The 12,429-nt window shown below is 59.0% G+C and carries 9 protein-coding genes; 5 read left to right on the forward strand and 4 right to left on the reverse strand.

The features are described 5' to 3' along the window. Positions 1 to 171: 171 nt before the first annotated feature. Complete coding sequence (locus CKW16_RS20065) at positions 172 to 2,301, reverse strand: hypothetical protein (RefSeq protein WP_141232760.1); 2,130 nt, start codon at positions 2,299 to 2,301, stop codon at positions 172 to 174. A gap of 194 nt (positions 2,302 to 2,495) precedes the next feature. After that, on the reverse strand, positions 2,496 to 3,308 hold the full coding sequence (locus tag CKW16_RS20070) for a hypothetical protein (RefSeq protein ID WP_095130037.1): 813 nt from the start codon (positions 3,306 to 3,308) through the stop codon (positions 2,496 to 2,498). Between the two features lie 236 nt (positions 3,309 to 3,544). Between CKW16_RS20070 and CKW16_RS20075 the strand changes: the two genes are divergently transcribed. The 5 genes from CKW16_RS20075 (at position 3,545) to CKW16_RS20095 (ending at position 8,902) form a co-directional block, all read left to right on the forward strand. Next, complete coding sequence (locus CKW16_RS20075; protein ID WP_095130039.1) at positions 3,545 to 4,570, forward strand: LacI family DNA-binding transcriptional regulator; 1,026 nt, start codon at positions 3,545 to 3,547, stop codon at positions 4,568 to 4,570. A 169-nt stretch (positions 4,571 to 4,739) separates the two neighbouring features. Beyond that, positions 4,740 to 5,522 (forward strand): sugar phosphate isomerase/epimerase, encoded by a 783-nt coding sequence (locus tag CKW16_RS20080; protein ID WP_095130041.1) that lies wholly within the window; start codon positions 4,740 to 4,742, stop codon positions 5,520 to 5,522. Further along, on the forward strand, positions 5,515 to 6,501 hold the full coding sequence (locus tag CKW16_RS20085) for a sugar kinase (RefSeq protein ID WP_095130043.1): 987 nt from the start codon (positions 5,515 to 5,517) through the stop codon (positions 6,499 to 6,501). The genes CKW16_RS20080 and CKW16_RS20085 overlap by 8 nt, the downstream gene beginning before the upstream one ends. A 103-nt stretch (positions 6,502 to 6,604) precedes the next feature. Beyond that, positions 6,605 to 7,903, forward strand: a complete 1,299-nt coding sequence (locus CKW16_RS20090; protein ID WP_095130045.1) for an MFS transporter — start codon at positions 6,605 to 6,607, stop codon at positions 7,901 to 7,903. A 21-nt stretch (positions 7,904 to 7,924) separates the two neighbouring features. Beyond that, the gene (locus CKW16_RS20095) at positions 7,925 to 8,902 is read left to right on the forward strand and encodes an NAD(P)-dependent oxidoreductase (RefSeq protein WP_095130067.1); all 978 of its coding nucleotides are present in this window, start codon (positions 7,925 to 7,927) and stop codon (positions 8,900 to 8,902) included. A gap of 119 nt (positions 8,903 to 9,021) precedes the next feature. Here CKW16_RS20095 and CKW16_RS20100 read toward each other — a convergent pair whose 3' ends face one another. Both CKW16_RS20100 and CKW16_RS20105 read right to left on the reverse strand, forming a co-directional pair. Then, the gene (locus CKW16_RS20100) at positions 9,022 to 10,209 is read right to left on the reverse strand and encodes a pyridoxal phosphate-dependent aminotransferase (protein WP_095130047.1); all 1,188 of its coding nucleotides are present in this window, start codon (positions 10,207 to 10,209) and stop codon (positions 9,022 to 9,024) included. A gap of 41 nt (positions 10,210 to 10,250) precedes the next feature. After that, positions 10,251 to 11,876, reverse strand: coding sequence for a methyl-accepting chemotaxis protein (locus CKW16_RS20105; RefSeq protein WP_095130049.1), 1,626 nt, complete (start codon positions 11,874 to 11,876; stop codon positions 10,251 to 10,253). Positions 11,877 to 12,429 lie beyond the last annotated feature (553 nt).

The following is a 12,429-nucleotide window of genomic DNA, read 5'->3' on the forward strand; positions in this document are numbered from 1 at the left end:
GACTACGGTTTACCTTTCCAGTTATATGTAGGACAAATCCTTGTGCATGTGAGATTTATCCATTGTTGTTGTGAGAGGCTCCGTATCTGAACGTAAAAAACTTCGCTTCCACTGATGAAGACGACAACTAATGCTGCCTCCATCAGTAGGAAGATTTACTTGAAGTATCGATTAAGGGGTTGGCTCAGGACGCTCTTGCTCGCAATACACCAGGCTCGAGTTCAACAACGCCACAGGCACCGTGACCTCCGACACAATCCCATTGACCGTATAAGCGATACGCGCATAGCGGGTAGGAGGGCGTTGGCCCGGCACCGTACTTGGCAACTGGATCTCCCTGATCGCGGTGTAGTTTGTCAGCCTGAACTCAAGGTCCCCTGTCGCTGGCATCGGCGCCGAAGCGGTGATGAGCGTATTGGGGATTGCAGGGGCACCTACCGCGTTGGTTGTCCGGCCTTCAAAGTCCAGATCCACCGTGGCACCCGTCGGGATATTGGCATCCCGCCGGATCCTGATCCGCAGTTGGCGCGGTTGATAAGGCGGCATGGGGCCATTCGCCACGGCCGGGTGGTTGAGGCTCGGACAGTTGATACTGGTAACGACGCGCTCCGGTACCAATGCAGTTGTTGTTCGGAAGGCTGAAACAATAATTTGAGGAACCGGCAGATTGATCACGATCGCTGTCACGTCGACTTTTGTCGTAACCATCTGTTTCATTATGTTGGCACTGCCAGGGTACTCGACGGTCACGTAAGCCTCTCTGGGATTACCGCCTGCGACAGTACCGTTCCCTTCAGCCCGAATCGTGTCCCAAGGCAATGTGGTCGTAACTGTTGTATCACCCACCCGCACGGGTACCGGATCGCCAACCTGTTTGCCCTGGTAATAGAACTTGACGATTTCCCGACCTGTTACAGGGCGATCGACGTCATTCCACACAGGCCAGTTCATGGCCGCCGCAACGCCTGCTTGCGCTGGGCCGAGCGTGTTAGGGGTCGGTGTCGGTGTACCGGCGCCCTGGATCACCACCGGCGAAATATTAGGGTTCTCCAGCTCCGGCAGGTTCGGTTGTTCCGGCCCGGCGTAAGCAAAGTCGACGACACCAATTACGGATAGCGAAACCGGATTGGGCGTAATCGTAGGGCGGGACAGTTCATACCAATAATCGAACTCCACCTCTTCGGCGCCGTTGGGATCTCCAAAAACCTGCTCTAAAGTGGCGTAATCCAGCTCGAAAGTCAGTGGCCCTGGGGTGCCTGCGGGTGGAATCGATTTCTCCGGCAAGCTAAAAATCCCCTGGTCGGAGCGGATGAACGGGATGATCCGGTCACCTGGTAACGAGTTACCTGGAAACCTCACTTCCATGATGGCTCTGGTCGGCGCGGGATCCACCGTCGAAAAGGTGATCGGCGTACGGCCAGTGGCTCCGGTAACCGGGATGCTTGGCACGTCGAGATCAGGTGCCGGTGTCTTGACCCTTCTGAACATGGTGGTAATGGCAGCGTTGTTGCTGATATTCCCTGGTAAATCCGTGAGGTTGTAGGAGTAATAGTACGTGCCTTCATTCTGGGCAATCAGAAACGCAAGCGGCACATTAATAACGCCACCAACGGGCAGGGGAAAATCTTTAACGGCTGCTTCTTCGCCTTGCATCAATGGAAAAGTTGTTTGCGTAGAGATATAGAAGTTGACCTTGTCGTTGTCCGCTTCAAATTTTTGATAAGCGGTGGGAATGGTCAGGCTCAGTCCACCGGCGTTGGCGGGGTCGTTCAACCAGGCATCGTCGATGATGGCAGGCACCGTAGCACCAAGAGTCAGCAGCGTCGGCCTTGTGCCAGTACCATTGGGCCCGCCGGGTTGCCGTTGGTAAGGCGCGGTCAAGTCGACCAGGATTTCGGTAAACGGGCTAGAGGTATCGCTGTTGCCAAAGAAGTCGAAAATGTGGAACGCCAAGCCGTATCTCGTGTACTCACCGTTAATCTCGAACCTCTCGATCAGTGCCGTGACGGATACATCGAACTCGATCGGATATGTCCAATCCCCCCCAGCCTGGTCGGCTTTGAATTTGGTCGCGACCACATAAGTGGGATCGCCTACGCCAGGGATTACACCTTCCGGGAACAAATGAAGTTCGACTTTAGTGCCGCCTACTGGTTCTTTATTTTCAATATCGGCTAACTGCACCTTGATGATTCGGTCTTCCCTAAGTTGCTTATAAGTGAGGCGATTATCCGGTAATTGGCCGACAATGGTGGGTGGTAAAGCCAGAACACCGACGCCTGTTTTAACCTGCATATTCATTTTCGTACTCTCCATCATGAGTTAATCATTGACCCGCACACGTAATTGCCCGATGGAGAACCGCGCGACTGCTAACTGCATGCTCCGAGTATCAGGTGGCTGACCCAGTACTTGAAATCCGGCATTGACGTCTTTCAGTTTCAAATGTTGTTAAACGCTAAACACTAACAACTATTACTGCTCCTTCAGTAACTTCACGGACCACAAAATTCTTTATCCCCTGGAATGACACGATCGATCTTCACCAAGCCCACGGCGGACTTTCCCACTGGAACGTTATTGCGATAAAGCGAGTAGCTGACTAATGCCGAACCGAGACCCTCGATGGGCCTTATTAACTTGTCGTACTGCATGAGTACAAAGGTGAAACCGTTATCAGCCTCTTGCTCCGACAACCGTTTGGTGAAACGAGTGGATGTATTCGGGATGGCGCCGATTCCGTTCAGGCTCCTGAAAGACTCCCAATCCAGAAAACACTCGTCATCGCGCTCAAACTTGCCCGCTTGTGGCGGAATACGAACCCGAATCTCCTCCCACATAGACGGGACCGATCTGCAATTGAGGTAACCCCAAAGTGTGGCATTGGGAAAAACCGGTTCAGCCAAATTGGTCGGCACCTGACGCCGTAAGGTGAACCGTTGAGGCAACGCTGTGTCCTCGTTGCCGGTATCTCCCGATGTCACCCGATACCGCAAGCTGATCTCACCTTCACGTTGCAGGTACTGTGGCGGCAGATGGAACCGCGCAGGGATCGTTGTTATCGGGACAAGAAAAGACTGGCTATAGAAACGCGTTTCAATCTCGACACCCGGCTCCAGCACCCAGATTTCCAACAAGTCGCTTTTGCCAACTTCTATGGATGGCGATTCCCACAGGGGGATATTCAGGTACACGCCATTGGTCGATGCATCAGGCGGTAACTGCGCTGTCGGGTCGTTTGGGTCCACTCCCTCCACGGTAAAGACTTCGGCGAACAGACCAATCCCAGCACTTGTTGTAGAAGCCATCCGCTAATCTCCGGTTCAGAACAATCTGGTGTGTCTGGAAGAAATTAGACCCGCTTATCTCATTGTCGCCTACTGTCACATTTGACAGGTATCGCTACCACTCGTCGGAATATCAACGTTTAGCGCGTTGGATCGCGGCACGAGTTGCTTGACGGACGACCATTAATGGAGTTTCCTGAAACCGGTTTCAGTCCGGCGTGCCAGAGCCTAATAATTCCAATAAAAAGGTCGACCCTTTGAACGATTTCTCCGCCGCCCAACGCAGCCGCGTCACCATGCTCGACGTCGCCGAACACGCCAAGGTCTCCAAGGCCAGCGTCTCGCGCTTCATCGGCGATGACCGCGCCCTGCTCTCCGATGCCACTGCCTTGCGCATCGAGCAGGCGATTGCCGAACTGGGTTATCGCCCGAACCAGATGGCCCGCGGCCTGAAACGCGGGCGAACCCGCCTGATCGGCATGCTGGTGGCCGATATCCGTAACCCTTATTCGATTGCCGTGATGCACGGGGTGGAAACCGCCTGCCGTCAGCACGGCTACAGCCTGGTGGTGTGCAACACCGATCGCGATGACGAGCAGGAACGCCAGCACCTGGCCCTCCTGCGCTCCTACAACATCGAAGGCTTGATCGTGAACACCCTCGGCCATCACCGCGATGAGTTGCGCGAGCTGCACCGGGAGATGCCGCTGGTGCTGGTGGATCGCAAGGTCGAGCAGCTCGAGAGCGATCTGGTCGGGCTGGACAATCCTGCCGCCGTTGAAATGGCCCTCACCCACTTGCAAGAACGCGGCTATCGCGATGTGCTGCTGGTCACTGAACCCTATGACGGCACCAGTTCGCGGATCGAACGGGTCAGCAGTTTCAAGGCGCAGATCGAGCAACGTCCGACCCTGCGCGGCACCCTGATCGAAACCGGCAGCGAACTCACCGCACAGCTGAAAACCTTCCTTGAAACACCCGCCCCCGGCCCGAAAGCGCTGTTCTGCGCCAATGGAATCGCCGCGCTGGCCAGCACCCATTCGTTGCGTGAGTTGAAGTGCAACCTGTTCGAGGACGTCGGCCTGATCGCCCTCGATGATCTGGATTGGTATCCGTTGGTAGGCAGCGGGATCACCGCCCTCGCCCAACCGACGGCCGAGATTGGCGCCAGCGCGTTCGAGTGTTTGCTCAAGCGTTTGCGCGGTGATGACGGGGCGGTGCGGACCCTGGATTTTTCGGCGAAGTTGATTGTGCGTGGGTCGACCCTTGGGCATTTGGGTTGACTCGCATGACGCCATCGCGGGCAAGCCTTGCTCCTACAGAAGCGGCAGCGTGAACGATCCAAATCCTGTAGGAGCAAAGCTTGCTCGCGATGAGGCCGGTAAGGTCACCACAAAACATCATCAATATTTTTTTGAACAAAAATGAAACCGGTTTCAGAGGTATACAACAATGAATAAACCACCCGTTTCCATCAGCCTGTCGAGCTACGGCGCCGACCTTGTTCGCCAACGCGGCCAGGGATCGTTTATTGAAGTGTTGGCCGCCGCGGGCGCCACACGAATCGAATGGCGAGAAGAACTGCTGACCGTCGAAGATCCCGCGCAACTGGCCGACGCCACGCAGGCCCAAGGCCTCGAAAGCGTGTATTCCTCGCCGATGGAATTGTGGCTGGCCGGCCAGTCCAAACCCAATCCCGAACTGATCTCTGCGTTACAGCGCGCCCAGGCATTCGGTGCCAAATGGCTGAAAGTTTCCCTGGGTTATTTCACCGACAACAGCGACCTCCAGACCTTGTCCCGTGTGCTAGGCAAAAGCGCTGTGCAGTTGCTGGTGGAAAACGATCAAACCTTGCACGGCGGCCGCATCGAACCGTTCCAGCGCTTTTTCACTGAAGTCGAGCAACACAACCTGCCGGTCAAAATGACCTTCGATATCGGCAACTGGCACTGGCAAGACCAGTCCGCCGCCAGCGCCGCGCGGTTGCTCGGTCGCCACGTCGGCTATGTGCACTGCAAAGCCGTGACGCGCCGGGCCGACGGCAAACTGGTCGCCATACCGCCGGCCGCCAGTGACCTGCATCTGTGGGAACAACTGCTGCGGCACATGGCCCAAGGCGTGATGCGGGCGGCGGAATATCCGCTGCAAGGCGACGACCTGGTGCAGTTGACCACCGAGCATGTCGCCACCCTCGCCCGCCTCGGTCAAACCCGGTTGGAGAGCGCCCATGTCTGAGATCGATATTCTCTCGTTCGGCGAAACCATGGCGATGTTCGTTGCCGAGCAGAACGGTGATTTGGCCGACGTTGGCCAATTCCACAAACGCATTGCCGGGGCTGACAGCAATGTCGCCATTGGCTTGTCGCGATTGGGTTTTAACGTGGCCTGGCTGAGCCGGGTCGGCGCTGATTCGCTGGGCCGGTTCGTCATCGACACCTTGGAAAAAGAAGGCCTGGATTGCAGCAACGTCGCCATCGACACCGCGCACCCGACTGGTTTTCAACTCAAGTCGCGCACTGACGATGGCAGCGATCCGGTGGTCGAGTATTTCCGCCGTGGGTCGGCGGCGAGTCATCTGTCGCGGCAGTCGATCGCGCCTGAGTTACTGAGCGCCCGACACTTGCACGCCACCGGCATCCCGCCAGCACTGTCCGAAACGGCCCGGGAAATGTCTTTCGAGTTGATGACCCGCATGCGCTATGCCGGGCGCAGCGTGTCCTTCGACCCGAACCTGCGCCCGAGCCTGTGGGCCAGCGAACAACAGATGATTACCGAGATCAACCGCCTCGCTGCCCTCGCCCATTGGGTGCTGCCGGGGTTGAGTGAAGGCCGCTTGCTGACCGGTTTCGAAGACCCGGCCGACATCGCGGCATTTTACCTCGATCAAGGCGCCGAAGCCGTGGCGATCAAACTGGGCCCGCACGGTGCGTATTACCGCACTCATCTGGACCAGGGTTTCGTGGCGGGCGTGCCGGTGGAAACGGTAGTCGACACCGTCGGTGCCGGCGATGGATTTGCCGTCGGCATGATCAGCGCCCTGCTGGAAAACCACAGCTTTGCCGACGCCGTGAAGCGCGCCAACTGGATTGGCAGCCGCGCGGTGCAGAGCCGTGGGGATATGGAGGGGTTGCCCGATCGATCTGAAATGATCGCCGAATTTGAGGCCGCCTTCGCGAGCAAGCCCGCTCCCACATTGGATCGCATTCCAACGTAATTCCTCTGTGGGAGCGGGCTTGCTCGCGAAGAGGCCCGCACAGTCACTGAAGATTTAACCCGTTACCTGCTGCGACAAAAACAACAAGCTCAGGAGCACCACTATGAAAACCGCAACACTCGCCGCCCGCCGCTGGTGGTACATCATGCCCATCGTGTTCATCACCTACAGCCTGGCGTACCTGGACCGCGCCAACTACGGATTCGCCGCCGCCTCCGGGATGGCTGCCGACCTGATGATCACGCCGGGCCTGTCGTCGATGCTCGGCGCGCTGTTCTTCCTCGGCTACTTCTTCTTCCAGGTGCCGGGCGCGATCTACGCCCAGAAGCACAGCGTGAAGAAGCTGATTTTCGTCAGCCTGATTCTCTGGGGTGGCCTGGCCACGCTGACCGGGATCGTCTCCAACGCCTACTGGCTGATCGTGATTCGCTTCATGCTCGGGGTGGTCGAAGCGGCGGTGATGCCAGCGATGCTGATCTATCTGTGCCACTGGTTCACCCGTGCCGAACGCTCGCGCGCCAACACCTTCCTGATCCTCGGCAACCCGGTGACCATGCTCTGGATGTCGGTGGTCTCGGGGTATCTGGTGCAGCATTACAGCTGGCGCTGGATGTTCATCATCGAAGGTTTGCCGGCGGTGCTCTGGGCGTTTATCTGGTGGCGTCTGGCCGATGACCGTCCCGCCCAGGCCAAGTGGCTGAGCGACCAGGAAAAGCACGATCTGGAAAGCGCCCTGGCCGCCGAACAGGTGGGCATCAAAGCGGTGAAGAACTATGCCGAAGCCTTCCGTTCGCCCAAGGTAATCATCCTGGCCTTGCAGTTTTTCTGCTGGAGCATCGGCGTCTATGGCTTCGTGTTGTGGCTGCCGTCGATCCTCAAGGCTGGCGCACAGATGGACATGATCGAAGCCGGCTGGCTCTCGGCGCTGCCGTATCTGGCCGCGGTGATTGGCATGCTGCTGGTGTCCTGGGGCTCGGACAAAATGCAGAAGCGCAAACGCTTCGTCTGGCCGCCGCTGCTGATCGCCTCGATTGCTTTCTATGGCTCCTACGCCTTGGGCGCTGAACACTTCTGGTGGTCCTACACCCTGCTGGTGATCGCCGGCGCCTGCATGTACGCGCCTTACGGTCCGTTCTTCGCGATCATTCCGGAAATCCTTCCGGCCAACGTGGCCGGGGGCGCCATGGCGCTGATCAACAGCATGGGCGCGCTCGGTTCGTTTGGCGGTTCGTATCTGGTGGGCTACTTGAACAGCTCCACCGGCTCGCCGGGTGCTTCTTATCTGTTGATGAGCGGCGCGTTGATGCTCTCGGTGGTGCTGACGATTTTCCTCAAGCCCGGCGCCAGCGACCGGGTCGTGGCCAAGGCCGTTGTGCAACGGTCGACGGCTGCTCATTCCTGAATTGAAGTTGAGATGATGACGATGAAAAAGCAGGTTGTGCTGTACAAGAAACTCTCGCCGCTGCTGATGGCTCGCCTGCACGAGCAGACCGAGGTGACGCTGATCGACAACCTCAATGCCGAAGGCTTGGCAACACTGCGCGAGGCCCTGCCCCGCGCTCACGGGTTGCTCGGTGCGAGTCTGAAACTGGATGCCGGATTACTGGATCTGGCACCAGACCTGGAAGCCATCGCCAGCGTGTCCGTGGGGGTCGACAACTACGACATCGACTACCTGACCGAACGACGGATCCTGCTCAGCAACACCCCGGACGTGCTCACCGAAACCACGGCCGACACCGGTTTCGCGCTGATTCTGGCGACCGCCCGGCGCGTGGTGGAACTGGCGAACATGGTTCGCGCCGGTCAGTGGAAGCGCAACATCGGCCCGGCGCAATTCGGTAGCGATGTACACGGTAAAACCCTGGGCATCATTGGCATGGGGCGGATCGGTGAGGCCCTGGCCCAGCGTGGGCATTTCGGTTTTGGCATGCCGGTTATCTATCACAGCCACTCGCCGAAACCGGCGGTGGAACAACGATTCAACGCGCAATACCGCAGCCTCACCGCGTTGTTGCAGCAGGCTGATTTCGTTTGCCTGACCTTGCCGCTGACCGCTGAAACCGAAGGGCTGATCGGCGCAGAGCAATTCGCCCTGATGCGCCCCGAAACCATCTTCATCAACATTTCACGGGGCAAGGTGGTGGACGAGGCAGCGCTGATTCAGGCCTTGCGTGACGGGCAGATTCGCGCTGCGGGGCTGGATGTGTTCGAACGCGAGCCGCTGAACACCGACTCGCCGCTGTTGCAGCTGAACAACGTGGTGGCGACGCCGCACATTGGCTCGGCGACGCATGAAACGCGGGAGGCGATGGCCACGTGTGCGGTGGACAATCTGCTGGCGGCGCTGGCGGGTGAGCGGCCGAAGAATCTGGTGAATGCACAGGCGTGGAAATCCTGAGTAGACGATCGTTCCCACGCTCCGCGTGGGAATGCCTCAAGGGACGCTCCGCGTCCAGTGACGCGGAGCGTCACGGGCTGCATTCCCACGCGGAGCGTGGGAACGATCAGACTGTGGAATCAGGCTCGGCGAGCTTCCAGAAGGTCCGCCGCACACAATGCAATCCGCCGGCACGCATCCGCCAGCTTCAGCTGATCCACAACCAACCCCAGTCGAATATGCCCCGCCGCACTCGGCCCGAACGCTTCACCCGCCAGCACTGACACGCCATAACCCTCCAGCAGCCGCTCGGCAAAACGCTGGGCACCAAGCCCGGTCTGGCGCACATCGATCATCACGAACATCCCGCCATCAGGCCGGATCGGCCGGATGCCCGGGCAATCACTCAGGCTCGCGCACACCAGGTTGCGACGCTGGCGATACTCCTCGCGCATCAATGCCACTTCCGGCAGATCCTCATCCAGCGCCAATTGCGCGGCGTTCTGAATGAAATCCGGAATACCAAACAGCATGCACAACGACAGGTGCACCAAGTGTTCGGCCAAAGGTTTCGGCCCGATCACCCAGCCCACGCGCCAACCGCTCATGGCGTGGGATTTGGACAGGCTATTGATGGTCGCGGTGCGCTCGGCCATGCCCGGCAGACTGGCCGGGCTGATGTGCTCGCCTTCATACAACAGATCGCTGTAGACCTCATCGCTGATCAGCCACAGGTCGTGACGAACACACAGCGATGCCAGTTCCTGCCAGACCATCAGCGGCAAACTCGCGCCGGAAGGATTGTTCGGACTGTTGAGCAAAATGGCGCGGGTCTTGGGTGTGATCAGCGCCGCGACATCCGCCGGATCGACCCGAAAGCCGTTCTCCGGGCGCACGGCCACCGGCACCACTTTGGCGGCACAGGCACCGAACACGCCTTCATAGGTCACATACATCGGCTCGGCGACGATCACTTCATCGCCCGGGTCGAGCAGGCATTGCGCGACCGAATACACCGCACATTGCGCGCCCGGCAGCACGATCACATGTTCGGCATCCACCGCTTGACCACTGCGACGTCGATGACGGTTGGCAATGCTATCGCGCAACCCCCGACTGCCACGTATTGACGGGTAGTGGGTGTCACCGGCCAACAAGCTATCGATGCACGCCTGAACGATGGGCTGCGGCGTATCGAAGTCGGGATCGCCGATCGATAGCAGCAGCACATCAACGCCCTGCTCAAGTAATTCCAGTGCTCGGTCATGAATCTGCCAGGCCGCAGCGCCGTCACCGGCAATTCGTTTGGTCAAGGCTGAATAGCGCATGTAATTCTCCAGTCGCGCGGGTTCCAAGCCACAACCCTATCTCAAATCACGAAACGCGCCACCATGGCATTTAAATCCACGGCCAGGCGCGACAGTTCGTGAGTGGCGGCGCTGGTCTGGTTGGCGCCAGCGGCGGACTGAGTGGCCAGGTCGCGGATGTTTACCAGGTTGCGGTCAACTTCGCGGGACACCTGGGCCTGTTCTTCGGACGCGCTGGCGATCACCAGGTTGCGTTCGTTGATCAATTGGATCGACTGAGTGATCTGCTCCAGCGCAACGCCGGCGGCGCGGGCCATTTCCAGAGTGCTTTGGGTGCGTTGATTGCTTTGCTGCATCGACGCGACCGCGTGGCCCGTGCCGTTCTGGATGCCGGCGACCATTTTTTCGATTTCCTGGGTCGATTGCGCGGTGCGATGGGCCAACGCCCGAACCTCGTCCGCCACCACCGCGAAACCGCGCCCGGCTTCACCGGCACGGGCGGCTTCGATCGCGGCGTTCAGCGCCAGCAGGTTGGTTTGCTCGGCGATGGCGCGGATCACGTCCAACACCTTGCCGATGTCGCGCCCCTGAGCGGCCAGGCCTTCGATCATCACCGAGGTGTTTTGCACATCGTGGGTCATGGTCTGGATCGCGCCGACAGTTTCCACCACCCGGTCGCGACCTTCGCGGGCCGCCTGGGTCGACTGGTTCGAGGCTTCGGACGTCGACACCGCGTTGCGCGCCACTTCTTCCACGGCGGCGGTCATTTCGTTGACCGCGGTGGCGGCCTGTTCGATTTCGTTGGTCTGCTGTTGCAGGCCCCGGGACGCTTCTTGGGTGACCGTGCTGAGTTCTTCAGCGGCGGCACCCAGTTGGGTGGCGGAACCGGCAATCTGTTCGATGGTTTTGCGCAGGCTGGCCTGCATCGCGGACAAGGCACCGAGCAAACGGGCCGGTTCGTCTTTGCCATCGACCTCGATGACGTTGCTCAGGTTACCGCCCGCAATGGTTTGCGCCGCCAGCAGCGCACGGTTCAGCGGCGTGACGATGCTGCGGGTCAGCAGCCAGGCCAGCAGCACGGTCAACAGCGACGCGATGACCGCCACGGCGATGATGCCGGTAATCGCGCTGCGGTACTGCTCGCCCGCTGCGGCCGATGCGGTTTTCGCATCGGCATTATTCATCGCCACCAGTTTGTTCAGCTGCTCGCCCATCTGGTCCGTACCGTCCTTGATCCGGGTGTTGATCAGCGTGCGCATCTCATCGAGCTTGTTCTGCCGCGACAGCTCCAGCATCTGGCTCTGGGCTTGCAGGTAGCTGTCCAGGGTTGCCGTAAAGGTCTTGTACAGCGCGGCTTCTTCCGGGGTGGCCGACAACGCGGCATAACTGGATTGTGCGCTGCGAACCTTGTCGACCAGCACGCCGATACGCGTCTGGGCTTCCTGCAACGCGTTCGGATCACGGTTGACCAGCACCCGGAACGAGAGAATGCGCAGACGCAGGACGTTTTCCGTCAGGTTGCCGAGAAACCCGACGCTGGGCAGCTGCGTGGTTTCCATTTCGATGGAGGCTTGGTGGATGCTCGTCATGCGGTTCACGGCAAACACACCCAGCACGATGACGAGCAAGGCTATGAAAGCAAAACCCAGGAAAGCTCGAGGCGCGATATTCAGATTACGCAGTGACATAGGATGATTCTCGGGTGATGGAGCTACGAGCATCCTTGCGTGATCGCTGAATGGCGGGCGGTGGCGCACGCGTTTTCAGTTTGGCGCCACTGTTGGAATAGGTTTGTGTGGGCCTGATATCTGTATCGGCTGGGGATGAGGATTTTTGCGGGGTGTTTAGAAATAAATTTCAGGAGGTTGCGAGTGTTTCATCCATGAAACACTCTAGCTCTATGTAGCAGCTGCCGAGCCTGCGAGGCTGCGTTCGACTGCGCAGCAGTCTTGAAGTCATGCGGTGCGGTGTGTCAGGAAAAACCGGCTGCCGGATTTACGACTGCTTCGTCCGAACGCGGCCCGAGCCGGACGCAGCCTCGCAGGCTCGGCAGCTGCTATGTATGGACTCGCCCCCACTGTCTACCCGCTTTTAAAAAAACTGCCGCCCCGTTGCATCGTCGCTTGCTGGCCGTCGGCGGGCTGGCGACGATAAGTCTGGTCATTCTGTAACAGCACCCAGACGATGCGCAGGTTGCGATTGGCCAACCTGACCGCTGCGTCCTTGCGGCCCAATCGGCTC

The sequence above is a fragment of the Pseudomonas sp. Irchel s3h14 genome (genome assembly GCF_900187425.1).
Classification (GTDB): Bacteria; Pseudomonadota; Gammaproteobacteria; order Pseudomonadales; family Pseudomonadaceae; genus Aquipseudomonas.

Excerpts from the sequence above, each read along its gene's own strand:
- CKW16_RS20065 (WP_141232760.1), bottom strand. The coding sequence starts at position 2,301 with ATGAATATGCAGGTTAAAACAGGCGTCGGTGTTCTGGCTTTACCACCC.
- CKW16_RS20070 (WP_095130037.1), bottom strand. The coding sequence starts at position 3,308 with ATGGCTTCTACAACAAGTGCTGGGATTGGTCTGTTCGCCGAAGTCTTT.
- CKW16_RS20080 (WP_095130041.1), top strand. The coding sequence starts at position 4,740 with ATGAATAAACCACCCGTTTCCATCAGCCTGTCGAGCTACGGCGCCGAC.
- CKW16_RS20085 (WP_095130043.1), top strand. The coding sequence starts at position 5,515 with ATGTCTGAGATCGATATTCTCTCGTTCGGCGAAACCATGGCGATGTTC.
- CKW16_RS20090 (WP_095130045.1), top strand. The coding sequence starts at position 6,605 with ATGAAAACCGCAACACTCGCCGCCCGCCGCTGGTGGTACATCATGCCC.
- CKW16_RS20095 (WP_095130067.1), top strand. The coding sequence starts at position 7,925 with ATGAAAAAGCAGGTTGTGCTGTACAAGAAACTCTCGCCGCTGCTGATG.
- CKW16_RS20100 (WP_095130047.1), bottom strand. The coding sequence starts at position 10,209 with ATGCGCTATTCAGCCTTGACCAAACGAATTGCCGGTGACGGCGCTGCG.
- CKW16_RS20105 (WP_095130049.1), bottom strand. The coding sequence starts at position 11,876 with ATGTCACTGCGTAATCTGAATATCGCGCCTCGAGCTTTCCTGGGTTTT.